This window comes from Agarivorans sp. TSD2052 (genome assembly GCF_023238625.1).
Taxonomy (GTDB): Bacteria; Pseudomonadota; Gammaproteobacteria; order Enterobacterales; family Celerinatantimonadaceae; genus Agarivorans.
Genome location: NZ_CP096670.1, coordinates 2,162,404 through 2,176,588 on the forward strand (window position 1 = coordinate 2,162,404; position 14,185 = coordinate 2,176,588).

Below are 14,185 nucleotides of genomic sequence, written 5' to 3' on the forward strand. Positions count from 1 at the left end.
TGTAAGGATAAATATGCCAGTTATTACTCTTCCTGACGGTAGCCAACGTCAATTCGAAAACCCTGTATCAACAATGGATATCGCCGCAGATATCGGCCCAGGCTTAGCAAAAGCTTGTATTGCTGGTCGTGTAAACGGCCAACGTGTTGATGCATGCGAAATCATTTCTGAGGACGCACAAGTCGCCATTATTACGGCGAAAGACGAAGATGGTATAGAAATCATTCGTCACTCTTGTGCACACTTATTAGGCCATGCAATTAAGCAAATGTGGCCTGACACAAAAATGGCTATCGGACCTACCATTGATAACGGCTTTTATTACGATATCGATTTAGACCATTCATTAACTCAAGAAGACATCGATAATCTTGAGAAGAAGATGAAGGCATTGGCTAAAACCAATTACGACGTGATTAAGAAAACCGTTCCTCTAGCAGAAGCTAAAGCGGTATTTGAAGAGCGCCAAGAACCTTACAAACTAGAAATCATAGAAGGCATTGACCCAAGTGCAACGCCTGGTTTGTATCACCACGAAGAATACATCGACATGTGTCGTGGCCCACACGTACCTAACATGAAGTTTTGTCATCACTTTAAACTAATGAAAGTGGCAGGTGCCTACTGGCGCGGCGACAACAAAAACAAAATGTTACAACGGGTATATGGCACCGCTTGGGCAGATAAAAAGCAACTCGCTGCTTATTTAAAACGCCTTGAAGAAGCCGCTAAGCGCGACCACCGCAAAATTGGTAAGCAATTAGACCTTTACCACATGCAAGAAGAAGCACCAGGTATGGTGTTCTGGCATGATTCTGGTTGGACAATCTTCCGTCAGTTAGAAAGCTACGTGCGTGAGCAGTTAACTAAGTACGAATACCAAGAAGTTAAAGCGCCACAAATCATGGACCGCAGTCTGTGGGAAAAATCAGGACACTGGGATAAATACTCAGACGCGATGTTTACCACTCAATCTGAAAATCGCGAATATGCGGTTAAACCGATGAACTGTCCGGGCCACATTCAAATCTTTAACCAAGGTTTGAAGTCTTACCGTGACTTACCGTTACGTATGGCCGAGTTTGGTTCTTGTCACCGTAACGAACCATCGGGTTCTTTACATGGCTTAATGCGGGTACGTGGCTTCACTCAAGATGATGCACACATTTTCTGTACCGATAACCAGATTCAAGACGAAGTCGCCTCATGTATCGATATGGTGTATGAAACCTACAAAACTTTTGGCTTTGAAGAAATTGAAGTGAAATTGTCAACTCGCCCCGAACAGCGAGTAGGTGATGATGAAACTTGGGATAAATCTGAGAAAGCATTGGCAGACGCGTTAAGCTCTAAAGGTATTGAATTCTCCTACTTGCCAGGTGAAGGTGCCTTTTATGGACCTAAAATTGAGTTTACTTTACACGATTGTCTCGATCGCGCATGGCAATGTGGTACAGTACAGCTAGATTTTTCTATGCCGGGTCGTTTAGCCGCTTCATTTGTTGGTGAAGACAACGAACGCCATGTGCCAGTGATGATTCACCGCGCAATTTTGGGTTCTTTAGAGCGCTTCATCGGTATTTTAACCGAAGAGTACTCAGGCTTTTTCCCAACTTGGTTAGCACCAAGACAAGTCGTGGTTATGAATATTACTGACAAACAAGCTGATTTTGCCCATAAAGTTGTAAAAAAATTAAATAAACAGGGTATTAGAGCCATTGCGGACTTGAGAAATGAGAAGATAGGCTTTAAAATCCGCGAACATACTCTAAAGCGTATTCCTTACTTACTCGTCGTCGGCGATAAAGAAGTCGACAGTAATGAGGTTGCGGTTAGAACTCGTAAGGGTGACGATCTTGGAAAATTTGCCGTAGACGACTTTGTCGAGCAAGTTAAGCAAGAGATTGCCAATCGTGACAATAATTGTATTGAGGTATAAATTATAAAAACCGGAAGACGTGGTCAGCAACAAGCTGCAAGAGCACATAAGATAAATGAAGAAATTCAAGCGCAAGAAGTACGCCTTACAGGCTTAGATGGCGAAGCCATTGGCATTGTTAGTTTGAATGAAGCGCTAAACATAGCTGGCGAATCTGGCGTTGATTTAGTTGAAATTAGTCCCAATGCTGAACCACCTGTTTGTCGGGTCATGGACTACGGTAAGTTCATTTACGAAAAGAGTAAATCTGTAAAAGAACAGAAGAAGAAGCAAAAACAGATTCAGGTTAAGGAAATTAAATTCCGACCTGGAACTGACGAAGGCGACTATCAGGTAAAACTACGCAACCTGGTTCGTTTTCTAGAAGAGGGTAACAAAGCTAAAGTAACGCTGCGGTTCCGTGGTCGTGAAATGGCACACCAAAGCTTAGGCTTTGATCTACTAAACCGCATTAAAGGCGATTTAGCAGAAATAGCAGTTGTGGAAGCTTTTCCAAAAATGGAAGGTCGCCAAGCTGTGATGGTGTTAGGCCCTAAAAAGAAGTAACTGAGGCATCCAAGTAACGAGCAGCTTACTTTAACCAGTAAGCTGTTTTTGTTCGCCTTTAGTTATATGTTGTTAATCTCGCAATGCGGAGTGCATGTAAATGCCAAAAATGAAATCAAACAAAGGTGCTGCGAAGCGCTTTAGAAAAACTGCTTCTGGTGGTTTTAAATACAAACAAGCTGGTCTTCGTCACATCCTGACTAAGCGCCGTACTAAGGTAAAACGTCACCTTCGTCCGAAGGGAATGATTGCTGCATCTGATATTGCATCAATTGCTCGCATGTTACCGTACGCATAAGTTTAGAGGAAATTAAGAATGGCCAGAGTTAAACGCGGTGTACAAGCACGTGCACGTCATAAGAAAGTCTTAAAACAAGCCAAAGGTTATTACGGAGCACGTTCACGTGTTTATCGCGTAGCCTTTCAAGCGGTAATCAAAGCGGGTCAATACGCTTACCGTGACCGTCGTCAGCGTAAACGTCAATTCCGTCAGTTATGGATTGCACGTATTAATGCTGCTTCACGTCAAAATGGTTTGTCTTACAGCCGTTTCATTGACGGACTTAAAAAAGCATCTATCGAAATCGATCGTAAGATCCTAGCTGATATTGCTGTTTTTGATAAAGCAGCATTTACAGTATTGGTAGAAAAAGCAAAAGCTGCTTTATAAGTTTTATCAAAGTTTGTAAAAGGGAGCTTCGGCTCCCTTTTTTATTGCAAAAAATACCATTACAAGTTGCCTTTTTCCGGGAACAAGTCTAGCTATAAGCAGTTCATTAAAGTACTATTTCCGGTCTTATTTAAAACAAAAAAATCAGCCTTTCCCTTGGCGGAATATGAGGAAATCATGCTAGATCTTGATGCGCTAATCAATCAGGCTAAGACTCACATTAATGCGGCTTCAGCAATCAACGAACTTGATGCCGTTCGCGTGGAATACTTAGGTAAAAAAGGATTAATGACTAAACAGCTACAAGGACTTGGCAAATTATCGCCAGAAGAACGTCCTCAAGCTGGGCAACTCATTAACCAAGCCAAACAAGTTATCCAAGACGCGTTAAATGAAAAACGTGAATTACTAGTACAACAAGAATTAAACGCTAAGTTAGCGGCAGAAACTGTTGATGTAACTTTACCTGGTCGTGGCGACGAGTTAGGGGGCTTACACCCAGTAACTCGAACTATTGAACGAATTCAAACATTTTTTGGTGAATTAGGTTTCCAAGTGAAGTCTGGGCCAGAAATTGAAGATGGTTTCCATAACTTTGATGCGCTAAATATTCCTGAGCATCATCCCGCTCGCGCCGACCACGATACCTTTTATTTTAATCCTAACTTGGTGTTACGCACTCAAACATCTGGGGTACAAATTCGTACCATGGAAAACGAGAAGCCACCGATTAGAATTATCTCTCCAGGCCGTGTTTATCGTAATGACTACGACCAAACCCATACCCCGATGTTTCACCAGGTCGAGGGCTTAATGGTTGATAAAAACGTTAACTTTACCGAACTGAAAGGCGTGTTGTATGACTTTCTGCAAAACTTCTTTGAAGATGACCTGCAGGTACGTTTCCGCCCTTCATATTTCCCCTTTACCGAGACGTCAGCAGAAGTTGATGTACTTGGTAAGAACGGTTGGTTGGAAGTATTGGGTTGTGGCATGGTTCACCCCAATGTACTGCGCGCGGTAAATATTGACCCTGAAGAATACACCGGTTTCGCTTTTGGTATGGGTGTAGAGCGTTTAACTATGTTGCGTTACGGCGTAAACGATTTACGTTCATTCTTCGAAAACGATTTACGTTTCCTAAAACAATTTAATTAAGGGTTAATTAACATGAAATTTAGTGAATCCTGGCTAAGAGAGTGGGTTAACCCAAGCATTTCACGCGACGAGTTAGCTGAGCAAATTACCATGGCTGGCCTAGAGGTTGATGGTGTAGACGCGGTAGCTGATAGCTTCAATGGCGTAGTCATTGGCGAGGTTGTAGAATGCGCCCAGCACCCAGATGCAGATAAACTTCGCGTCACCAAAATCAACGTAGGTGGCGATGAGCTGTTAGACATTGTTTGTGGTGCCCCTAACTGTAAACAAGGTTTAAAAGTAGCCGTAGCCACTGTCGGTGCGGTGTTGCCTGGTGACTTTAAAATTAAGAAAGCCAAACTTCGCGGCCAACCGTCCCACGGTATGTTATGTGCCTACAGCGAGTTAGGTATTAGCGATGAGTCTGACGGTATCATGGAGCTTCCTAGCGATGCGCCGATTGGTACTGACTTACGAGATTATCTGCAGTTAGATGACGTGAGCATTGAAGTAGACCTAACGCCTAACCGTGCCGATTGTTTAAGCCTTCGCGGCTTAGCGCGTGAAGTGGGCGTATTAAATCAAATGGACGTAGCTGAGCCGCAATGGCAAAACGCCGCGGTTACCATTGAGGATACCTTTAGCGTAAATGTTGAAGCCACCGAACAATGTCCTCGTTATTTAGGGCGGGTTATTAAAGGGGTAAACGTTAATGCCGCTACACCATTGTGGATGCAAGAACGCTTACGCCGCAGTGGTATTCGCTCTATTGATCCTGTGGTCGATGTGACTAACTACGTTCTTATCGAACAAGGTCAACCGATGCATGCTTTTGATTTAGCCAAATTAACTGGCTCTATTGACGTGCGTTTAGCCAAAGACGGCGAAAAGTTGGTACTCCTTGATGGTAACGAAGTTGAGCTTAAAGCTAACACCTTAGCTATTTGTGACCAAAGCGGTCCGATTGCTATGGCGGGTATTTTTGGTGGCCAACACACCGGTGTTAACCAAGATAGCCAAGACATCTTTTTAGAGTGTGCCTTTTTCAGCAAATTGGCGATTACCGGACGTGCTCGTCAATACGGTTTGCATACCGACTCTTCACACCGCTATGAGCGTGGCGTAGATTATCAATTGCAAAGCCAAGCCATTGAACGCGCTACTCAATTGTTAGTAGAGATTTGTGGTGGTGAAGTCGGCCCGGTTGTTGAAGCTGGCGACCAAAGCAAACTACCAGCAGCATCAAGCATCAAGCTTCGTCATGCTCGTTTAGAAAAGGTCGTTGGCTACTCGTTCACTCAAGAACAAGTTACCGATATCTTAACGCGCTTAGGTATGCAAGTGAGCGAAACGGATGACGGTTGGCAGGCGGTTGCGCCAAGTTATCGTTTTGATATGGCCATCGAAGAAGACTTAATCGAAGAAGTTGCTCGTATCTATGGTTACAACAACATTCCTAATGTTTCGCCAACTGCATCATTAGTGATGAGCCAACACAAAGAAGTTGAGTTGCCAGCCACTAAGTTCCGACAGTTACTTTGCGCTAAAGGCTACCAAGAAGCGATTACTTATAGCTTTGTAGACCCTAAACGCCAACAGCTGTTACACCCCAACGCAGAAGCGATGGTATTGCCACATCCTATTTCTATCGAGATGTCAGCCATGCGTTTAAGTTTATGGACCGGTTTGCTCGATACGGTTTCATATAACCAAAAACGCCAGCAGCCACGTGTACGGGTATTTGAATCTGGTTTACGTTTTGTACCGGACGCAAGTGCAGAAAATGGTGTGGAGCAAACGGCTATGTTAGCCGGTGTGATTAGCGGTAATGCTAATCAAGAAGCCTGGAACTCTGCTGAACGTGAAGTAGACTTCTTTGATGTGAAGGGTGATGTAGAGGCGTTGTTACAACTTACTGCGCATGACCAACAGTTTAGTTTTGTTGCTGCAAGCAACCCCGCTTTGCACCCCGGTCAAGCTGCAGAAATCTTACTAAACGGTCAATCAATTGGTTTTGTGGGAGCCTTGCATCCTCAACACCTAAAAGCCTTTGGCTTGAGCGGTAAAGTGTTTGTGTTCGAGTTAAAATTAAACGCCATTACCCAACGCACATTACCGGATGCTAAACCCGTTTCTAAGTTTCCTGCTAACCGCCGAGACCTAGCATTATTAGTGTCTCAGCAGGTAAATGCAGCTGATTTAATAAATTGCATTAAGAAAGTTGGCGGAAATCAATTAGTTGGCGTAAACTTATTCGATGTATACAAAGGGAAAGGCATTGCAGACGATATGCAAAGCATTGCGATTAGCTTAACGCTGCAAGAACAAAGCCGAACCCTTGAAGAAAAAGAGATTGCCGCTACAGTTGATAACATTGTAGAGGTGTTACGTTCAGAGTTTGACGCATCCTTGAGGGACTAGTTATGGCATTAACTAAAGCTGACCTGGCAGAAAATTTGTTTGAAAATTTAGGCTTCAGTAAACGTGAGTCTAAAGAAGTGGTAGAAGCTTTTTTTGAAGAAATTCGGGTTGCTTTGGAAAGTGGGGAACAAGTCAAAATTTCAGGTTTTGGGAATTTTGACCTAAGGGAGAAAAATCAACGCCCTGGTCGTAATCCAAAAACGGGTGAAGACATCCCCATCTCTGCGCGTCGAGTAGTCACCTTCCGTCCTGGGCAAAAGCTCAAGAGTAGGGTAGAGAACGCCGAACCAAAATAGTATTAATGTAATAAAAAAAGGAAGCCAATTGGCTTCCTTTTTTATATCTGCTGTTTAATGTTAGTGGTTCAAAATTTGGCTTAAGAACAGCTTTGTACGATCAGATTGAGGGTTTTCGAAAAACTCGACAGGTACATTTTCTTCAATGATTTCGCCTCTATCCATAAAGATCACACGGTCCGCGACTTGTTTTGCAAAACCCATTTCATGAGTAACACAAAGCATGGTCATACCTTCGTCGGCTAATTCAACCATAACATCTAGCACTTCTCTTACCATTTCTGGGTCTAGTGCTGAGGTTGGCTCGTCAAACAACATAATTGAAGGGTTCATACATAAGCTGCGTGCTATCGCCACACGCTGCTGTTGGCCGCCTGATAATTGCCCAGGATACTTGTCTGCTTGTTCTGGGATCTTTACCCGCTCTAAGTACTTCATCGCGGTGGCTTCTGCTTCCGCTTGAGGGAGTTTTTTAACCCAAATAGGGGCTAAACAGCAGTTTTGTAAAACCGTTAGGTGAGGAAACAGGTTAAAGTGCTGGAAACACATACCTACATCACTTCTTACCGTTTCAATGCTTTTAAGATCACTGAGTAACTCGGTACCGTTTACGATGATGTCACCTTTTTGGTGTTCTTCTAAGCGGTTAATACAGCGAATCATTGTTGATTTTCCGGACCCTGAAGGGCCACAAATAACAATCTTTTCACCTTTGGTTACAGTGAGATCTAAATCTTTTAGTACGTGAAACTCACCGTACCATTTATTCATCCCTTTTAGTTGAATCACTACTTCAGGGCTGTTTTGAGCTGTCATATTAAAATTCCTTATTAATGTCCTGTGTGTAGTTTCTTCTCAAGGTAGATCGAATACCGAGACATACCGAAACAGAACACCCAAAATACAAAAGCGATAAATACGTACATTTCTGTTGAAAAGCCGAGCCATGCGGGGTCGGCGAGTGCCGATTGTCCAATGGCTAACAAATCGAATAGGCCAATGACCAAAACCAAACTGGTATCTTTAAACAGGGCAATAAAGGTATTCACAATCGAAGGAATGGTGATTTTTAATGCCTGAGGAAGAATGATTAAGCCCATAGATTGCCAATAGCTAAGACTTAATGCTTCGCCTGCTTCATATTGGCCTTTAGGAATGGCTTGCAAGCCGCCCCGTATCACTTCTGCCATATAGGCTGACTGGAACATAATAATGCCAATCATTGCCCTCGCTAACTTGTTGAAGTCGATTTCTGATCCAACAAACAGCGGTAGCATTACCGAAGCCATAAATAACACGGTGATTAATGGTACTGCTCGCCAAAACTCAATGTAAATGGTACAGAAGCTACGCACAATAGGCATGTGAGAGCGGCGACCAAGGGCGAGTAAGATACCAATTGGTAGTGCAGCAACGATGCCTACAATGGCCAATACTAAGGTAAGCATTAAGCCACCCCATTGATGTGTTTCAACTTTAGGAAGACCGAATGAATCACCTAATAGTAAGAAAAACACAATAATTGGGTAGATAAGCAAAGTGAAGATAGCCAACTTTGGTTTATGAGGAGTGCGCTCGTAAATTAGGCCTGCAATAAGCAGTAAGAACGTTACGAATACAACATTTACCCGCCAGCGTTCGGCAGAGGGGTAAAAACCATAGATAAGTTGCGAAAATCGGTCTGCAACAAACACCCAACACGCGCCATCACTGGTACATGCATCTCTGCTGGTACCAATCCAATCGGCGTTCAAGAATAGCCATTGAACGGATGCAATCAGCGGCGGAACAATAATGTACAAAATCAAAAAAGTGAATAGGGTGTTTTGCCAATTAGAGAACAGGTTTTTTTTGAACCAACCTACAAGACCTACACTGAGATCTGGCGGCGTTTGGTCAGGTTTAAATTCATGTACTGACATATTAACGCTCCACTAAAGCCATTTTCTTGTTGTATAAGTTCATTAGTATCGATGTAGTAAGACTAATGGTGAGGTAAACCGCCATGGTCAACGCAATAACTTCAATCGCTTGCCCGGTTTGGTTTAGGGTTGTCCCCATAAATACGGATACCAAATCTGGGTAACCAATCGCAGTCGCTAATGAAGAGTTTTTCGCTAAATTTAGGTACTGACTGGTGAGCGGTGGAATAATCACCCTCATCGCTTGTGGGATAACCACCAACTTTAGCGCTTGGGTTTTGCTTAGACCTAGCGATTCTGCTGCTTCGCTTTGGCCTTTGCTTACAGCCAGAATACCCGAGCGTACAATCTCAGCAATAAACGCCGCCGTATAGAAACTTAACGCCACTAACAAAGCCGCGAGTTCGGGGATAACCACCATACCACCGCGGAAGTTAAAGCCTTTCAGTGCCGGGTAATCTAAACCAATCGGTGATCCGCTAGCGAAAAACACGATCGCAGGAACAACAATAATTAAACCCAATGATGCGAAGAAAGTTGGGAACGGCTGGCCGGTGCGCATTTGGCGTTTACTCGCCCAAACAGCCATCACGATACAACCCACTATTGTCAATAGTATGCTAACGACAAACGGCGTTGAGCCAGCTTCAAAAACGGGACTCGGCATATACAAACCGCGAACGTTTAAAAATACAGCTTCGCCTATATTTAAGCTTTGCTTAGGGCTTGGTAAGGCGCGTAATACCGCGAAGTACCAAAAGAAAATCTGTAGTAATAAAGGAATATTACGTAGCGTTTCAATATAAACAGTTGCAACTTTTGATATTAACCAGTTTGAAGATAAACGGGCAACCCCCATTATGAAACCCAAAATGGTGGCAAAAAAGATACCAAGAGCAGAAATAAGAAGCGTATTTAGCAAACCAACTATAAAGGTGTCGCCAAAGGTGTGGCTTTCATCATATTCAACCAAAGTTTGAATGATACCAAAGCCTGCAGTTTGGTTTAAAAAACCGAACCCGGTGGTAATGCCACGTTGCTCAAGATTGAAAAGAGCGTTACTGATGATGTAGTAAAAGAAACCTATTACACCAATAACAACGAGAATTTGGAAAACTAGCGCTCTTACGTTGGGATCAAACCAGATCTTACGTAGATTGTTTGCTGAGTTATCCTTTGAAGAAGGATGAGCAGCCATATAAATCAACCTAGTGTGGGAGTTAAACGAAAAGAGAGCAGGGCTAGCCTGCTCTATATGTTGATAATGGTATTAACGAATTGGTGGAGCGTATTGGAAACCACCGTCTTTCCATAAAGCATTCACACCACGTGCGATACCTAACGGAGAAGAAGTACCCACGTTTTTCTCAAATGACTCACCGTAGCTACCTACTTGCTTAACGATGTTGTAGCCCCATTTGTCATCTAGACCCAAACCTTTACCTTTTGGTCCTTCTAGACCAAGGATACGGCGAATATTAGGGTTAGTTGATTTAAGCATGTCGTCAGCGTTCGCAGACGATAGACCATATTCTTCAGCGTTGATCATGGCAAATAGAGCCCATTTAACAACGTTTAACCATTGGTCATCACCTTGACGAACCACTGGACCTAAAGGTTCTTTAGAGATGATTTCTGGTAATACCATCGCGCTGTCTGGCTTAGCTAATTTAATGCGTAGCGCGTACAGTTGTGATTGGTCTGAAGTGAGTACGTCACAACGACCCGCTTCGAAGCCTTTTACTGTTTGGTCTGAAGTATCAAATACTACAGGCGTGTACTTCATGCCGTGCTCACGGAAGTAATCCGCTAAGTTTAACTCGGTAGTTGTACCAGATTGAATACAAACAGCTGCGCCATCTAGTTCTTTAGCTGTAGACACGCCTAGCTCTTTACTCACCATGAAGCCTTGACCGTCGTAGTAGTTAACACCGGCGAAGTTTAAACCGAGTGAGCTATCACGAGTTAGCGTCCAAGTAGTGTTACGAGAAAGAATATCGATTTCACCAGACTGAAGTGCGGTAAAACGTTCTTTAGCAGTTAGTGGCGTGTATTTAACTTTTGACGCATCGCCAAGTACCGCTGCGGCTACTGCGCGACATACGTCTACATCTAGGCCTTGCCAATTACCGTCGGCATCTGGGTTTGAGAAACCTGGTAGGCCAGTACTAACACCACATTGTAAGAAACCTTTACTTTTTACGTCTTCTAAAGTGCCATCAGCCGCGTTAGCGCTGGCAGCAAATGCAAGGGCTACAGCAGCTACTGCAGCTTTAATATGCGTGTTTTTTAACATGTTTTCTTCCCTGTACAGTTTGTCATATGTTGTGGTTTGTTTAACCGTTGTGTTTACACGAGTTATAACCAGAGCCAGATACAACATAAACATTCGAATATTTGGTGTCAACATTATTGTAACACCGTAAACATATAGGAATGCCGAATAACTCACCAGCTTCGCAAAATTATTCAATATAATTGAATATAGTAGCAACCATTTTGTGCTGCCAAAAATTCCATTTTTTATTGCGTTAGATCAAGATTAGCATAGCTTCCCTTAATCTACTGATATAGTTAAATTAAATATTGTAAAAGCGAGATGTATCGCAAATAGAATGGATTTAATGATAATCATGGTAGAAGTAACTAAATATTTATAAATGCTTCGAGAAAAACACTTGCTACTATGTTAATGGTTAGTATTCTTATGTGTATCGAGGTCACATTACAACTTAAGTCTGATGGGGCATTGCTCGGCGATATAATATATTTGCAGTTGCTTATTCGACACGTAGGTCAATAGATGATGAATACAAAAAAAAATGTGGTGGTTTTAACAGGGGCAGGTGTTTCTGCTGAATCTGGAATCAAAACTTTTCGCGATTCGGATGGCTTATGGGAAAAACACCGCGTAGAAGACGTAGCCACGCCAGAGGCTTATCAACGCGCCCCTGATTTTGTTGATCAGTTTTATAATTTACGCCGCGAACAGCTACAAAGTAGTCATGTTGCGCCAAACGCTGCGCATTACGCCTTAGCTGAACTAGAGCAACATGACGATATCGAATTGCTGTTGATTACTCAAAACATTGATAATCTGCATGAACGAGCCGGCAGTAAGAACGTATTACACATGCATGGCGAGTTACTTAAGGCGCGCTGCCCGGTGTCAAATCAAACAACCGAATGGAAAGGCGAGCTTGGCGGCGACATTTTATGTACCTGTTGCCAGTTCCCTGCACGTTTAAGGCCTCATGTTGTTTGGTTTGGAGAGATGCCGATAGGGCTTGATAAGATTTACCATCAGCTAAACCACTGTGATATATTTATCGCTATTGGCACGTCTGGTCATGTTTTCCCAGCTGGCGGATTTGTTCACGAAGCGGCCAGTCATGATGCGCGTACTATTGAGCTAAATTTAGAGCCGTCAGAGATGCAAAGCGAGTTTGCCGAACGATACTATGGCCCAGCAAGTGAAATCGTGCCTAATTTCATACACGAACTGACTTCAGCAATAAGAGCGACTACTTGAAAAAACTATTAATATCGGGCTGGTTAGCCAGCCTTCTTTTGGCTTGTGAACAAGCGCCGACACAACCAGATGAAGCGTTAACGGCAATACCTTTACCGGCACTGAATGAAGTCGCTGACGTAAAACAAAAAAAGCAGTTGTTTACCGATTTTATCTTGCCACTCATAGAAGCCAGTAATCAACAAATACTCGATCAACGATCCCAATTGTTCGCCATCAAAACTCAATCGACCAAAGGCAAGCTCTCCGATAAACAGATTGAGCAACTTAATGGCTTAGCTGCTCAATACAGAGTTGAAGCTAAATTAGATGCCACTGAAAAGCTTAAGCAACTCGAAGCGCGGGTTGATGTTATTCCCCCGGCGCTTGTGTTAGCGCAAGCGGCGAATGAGTCGGCCTGGGGAACATCTCGTTTTGCTCGAGAAGGAAACAATTTGTTTGGTCAATGGTGTTACCAAAAAGGCTGTGGCTTAGTCCCTTTGAGCAGAATAGATGGCGCTCATCATGAAGTTCGTAAGTTTGATAATGTTTATCAGTCGGTAAACGCTTATATGCAAAATCTAAATAGTCACCCCGCTTATCGAGACTTTCAAATTAGCCGCCAATTGGCCAGAAAAACAGGTCAATTAGATGCTATAAAACTAGCCAGTCACCTCACTAGCTATTCAGAAAGAGGCCAAGCGTATGTGGAAGAGCTGCAACAAATGATGCGAGTAAATAGCTCGCTTTGGCCGACCACTATAAGTGTTTCGGCCTCTTAACGCTAAAGCTCAACTATTTGCACAATGCCTACCGACGTTTGTTGTGTCGGTTGTTCTTCAAGTTCAGGTGCATCAAAGCCAATATCACCACCATTAATAATACCGCTGTCGCGATCTATAGACTTAAAGTCGAATAACTGATGGTCAAGTAGATGTGACGGTACTACATTTTGTACCGCACTAAACATAGACTCAACTCGACCTGGGAAGCGTTTTTCCCAATCATTCAACATTTTCTTAATGGCTTGGCGTTGCAGGTTTTCCTGCGAGCCACATAAGTTACATGGAATAATTGGAAACTGCTTCAGCTCGGCGTATTTTTCCATATCGCTTTCTTTGCAATATGCCATAGGACGAATAACGACATGTTTGCCATCGTCACTGACTAACTTAGCAGGCATCGTTTTAAGCTTTCCGCCATGGAACATGTTTAGAAATAAGGTTTCCAAAATATCGTCGCGGTGGTGTCCAAGGGCGATTTTGGTAGCGCCTAATTCGGTTGCCGTACGGTATAAAATACCGCGACGTAAGCGCGAGCACAAAGAACAGGTGGTTTTACCCTCAGGGATCTTATCTTTTACGATCGAATAGGTGTCTTCTTCGACAATTTTATATTCAATGCCTAAACCAGCTAGGTACTCTGGCAAAATGTTTTCAGGGAATCCGGGTTGTTTTTGATCTAAGTTAACCGCTATTAAATCAAACTTTATTGGGGCGTGCGCTTTAAGGTTTAGCAAAATATCTAGCATCGCATAACTGTCTTTGCCACCTGACAAACACACCATGATTCGGTCGCCGTCCTCAATCATGTTGTAATCTGCAATGGCTTGACCTACATGACGGCGTATTCTTTTTTGCAGTTTGTTGTGGTTGTATTGTTGTTTAGCTGTGACAGACATATCGAGTTCCCAATAAAAAAGCGGGGCTATTATATATCCCCGCTAACTCGAAGCAACTAATT

The 14,185-nt window shown here is 43.1% G+C and carries 14 protein-coding genes; 9 read left to right on the plus strand and 5 right to left on the minus strand.

The genetic code is table 11. The features are described from left to right. Positions 1-13: 13 nt before the first annotated feature. From thrS to ihfA, 7 genes are all read left to right on the plus strand, one after another. The gene (thrS, locus tag M0C34_RS09820; protein WP_248715436.1) at positions 14-1,939 is read left to right on the plus strand and encodes a threonine--tRNA ligase; all 1,926 of its coding nucleotides are present in this window, start codon (positions 14-16) and stop codon (positions 1,937-1,939) included. Between the two features lie 3 nt (positions 1,940-1,942). Further along, positions 1,943-2,485 carry a translation initiation factor IF-3 gene (infC, locus tag M0C34_RS09825; RefSeq protein ID WP_248715624.1) on the plus strand — a complete coding sequence of 181 codons (543 nt, stop codon included), beginning with the start codon at positions 1,943-1,945 and terminating at the stop codon, positions 2,483-2,485. A gap of 100 nt (positions 2,486-2,585) precedes the next feature. Then, complete coding sequence (gene rpmI / locus M0C34_RS09830) at positions 2,586-2,783, plus strand: 50S ribosomal protein L35 (RefSeq protein ID WP_248715437.1); 198 nt, start codon at positions 2,586-2,588, stop codon at positions 2,781-2,783. 18 nt (positions 2,784-2,801) lie between these two features. Next, on the plus strand, positions 2,802-3,155 hold the full coding sequence (gene rplT, locus M0C34_RS09835) for a 50S ribosomal protein L20 (protein ID WP_016401506.1): 354 nt from the start codon (positions 2,802-2,804) through the stop codon (positions 3,153-3,155). A gap of 177 nt (positions 3,156-3,332) precedes the next feature. Continuing rightward, positions 3,333-4,313: a phenylalanine--tRNA ligase subunit alpha gene (gene pheS / locus M0C34_RS09840; protein WP_248715438.1), complete on the plus strand. Its 981-nt coding sequence runs from the start codon at positions 3,333-3,335 to the stop codon at positions 4,311-4,313. A gap of 12 nt (positions 4,314-4,325) precedes the next feature. Next, positions 4,326-6,713, plus strand: a complete 2,388-nt coding sequence (gene pheT / locus M0C34_RS09845) for a phenylalanine--tRNA ligase subunit beta (protein WP_248715439.1) — start codon at positions 4,326-4,328, stop codon at positions 6,711-6,713. A gap of 2 nt (positions 6,714-6,715) precedes the next feature. Continuing rightward, the gene (gene ihfA / locus M0C34_RS09850) at positions 6,716-7,009 is read left to right on the plus strand and encodes an integration host factor subunit alpha (protein ID WP_016401503.1); all 294 of its coding nucleotides are present in this window, start codon (positions 6,716-6,718) and stop codon (positions 7,007-7,009) included. Positions 7,010-7,069: 60 nt separating this feature from the next. On the opposite strand, the gene M0C34_RS09855 is transcribed toward ihfA, so the two are convergent. The 4 genes from M0C34_RS09855 to M0C34_RS09870 form a co-directional block, all read right to left on the minus strand. Next, complete coding sequence (locus M0C34_RS09855) at positions 7,070-7,825, minus strand: amino acid ABC transporter ATP-binding protein (RefSeq protein ID WP_455905858.1); 756 nt, start codon at positions 7,823-7,825, stop codon at positions 7,070-7,072. A gap of 14 nt (positions 7,826-7,839) precedes the next feature. Beyond that, positions 7,840-8,931: an amino acid ABC transporter permease gene (locus tag M0C34_RS09860; RefSeq protein WP_248715440.1), complete on the minus strand. Its 1,092-nt coding sequence runs from the start codon at positions 8,929-8,931 to the stop codon at positions 7,840-7,842. A gap of 1 nt (position 8,932) precedes the next feature. Next, positions 8,933-10,129: an amino acid ABC transporter permease gene (locus M0C34_RS09865; RefSeq protein WP_248715441.1), complete on the minus strand. Its 1,197-nt coding sequence runs from the start codon at positions 10,127-10,129 to the stop codon at positions 8,933-8,935. A 72-nt stretch (positions 10,130-10,201) separates the two neighbouring features. Continuing rightward, positions 10,202-11,227, minus strand: coding sequence for an amino acid ABC transporter substrate-binding protein (locus M0C34_RS09870; protein ID WP_248715442.1), 1,026 nt, complete (start codon positions 11,225-11,227; stop codon positions 10,202-10,204). A gap of 507 nt (positions 11,228-11,734) precedes the next feature. Between M0C34_RS09870 and cobB the strand changes: the two genes are divergently transcribed. Beyond that, positions 11,735-12,463, plus strand: a complete 729-nt coding sequence (gene cobB / locus M0C34_RS09875) for a Sir2 family NAD+-dependent deacetylase (RefSeq protein WP_248715443.1) — start codon at positions 11,735-11,737, stop codon at positions 12,461-12,463. Beyond that, positions 12,460-13,224 carry a glucosaminidase domain-containing protein gene (locus M0C34_RS09880; protein ID WP_248715444.1) on the plus strand — a complete coding sequence of 255 codons (765 nt, stop codon included), beginning with the start codon at positions 12,460-12,462 and terminating at the stop codon, positions 13,222-13,224. The genes cobB and M0C34_RS09880 overlap by 4 nt, the downstream gene beginning before the upstream one ends. A 2-nt stretch (positions 13,225-13,226) precedes the next feature. On the opposite strand, the gene ttcA is transcribed toward M0C34_RS09880, so the two are convergent. Next, complete coding sequence (gene ttcA / locus M0C34_RS09885; protein WP_248715445.1) at positions 13,227-14,123, minus strand: tRNA 2-thiocytidine(32) synthetase TtcA; 897 nt, start codon at positions 14,121-14,123, stop codon at positions 13,227-13,229. Positions 14,124-14,185: the final 62 nt, after the last annotated feature.

Coding starts and splice junctions, on each gene's coding strand:
- thrS (WP_248715436.1), top strand. CDS start 14: ATGCCAGTTATTACTCTTCCTGACGGTAGCCAACGTCAATTCGAAAAC.
- rpmI (WP_248715437.1), top strand. CDS start 2,586: ATGCCAAAAATGAAATCAAACAAAGGTGCTGCGAAGCGCTTTAGAAAA.
- rplT (WP_016401506.1), top strand. CDS start 2,802: ATGGCCAGAGTTAAACGCGGTGTACAAGCACGTGCACGTCATAAGAAA.
- pheS (WP_248715438.1), top strand. CDS start 3,333: ATGCTAGATCTTGATGCGCTAATCAATCAGGCTAAGACTCACATTAAT.
- pheT (WP_248715439.1), top strand. CDS start 4,326: ATGAAATTTAGTGAATCCTGGCTAAGAGAGTGGGTTAACCCAAGCATT.
- ihfA (WP_016401503.1), top strand. CDS start 6,716: ATGGCATTAACTAAAGCTGACCTGGCAGAAAATTTGTTTGAAAATTTA.
- M0C34_RS09855 (WP_455905858.1), bottom strand. CDS start 7,825: ATGACAGCTCAAAACAGCCCTGAAGTAGTGATTCAACTAAAAGGGATG.
- M0C34_RS09860 (WP_248715440.1), bottom strand. CDS start 8,931: ATGTCAGTACATGAATTTAAACCTGACCAAACGCCGCCAGATCTCAGT.
- M0C34_RS09865 (WP_248715441.1), bottom strand. CDS start 10,129: ATGGCTGCTCATCCTTCTTCAAAGGATAACTCAGCAAACAATCTACGT.
- M0C34_RS09870 (WP_248715442.1), bottom strand. CDS start 11,227: ATGTTAAAAAACACGCATATTAAAGCTGCAGTAGCTGCTGTAGCCCTT.
- cobB (WP_248715443.1), top strand. CDS start 11,735: ATGATGAATACAAAAAAAAATGTGGTGGTTTTAACAGGGGCAGGTGTT.
- ttcA (WP_248715445.1), bottom strand. CDS start 14,123: ATGTCTGTCACAGCTAAACAACAATACAACCACAACAAACTGCAAAAA.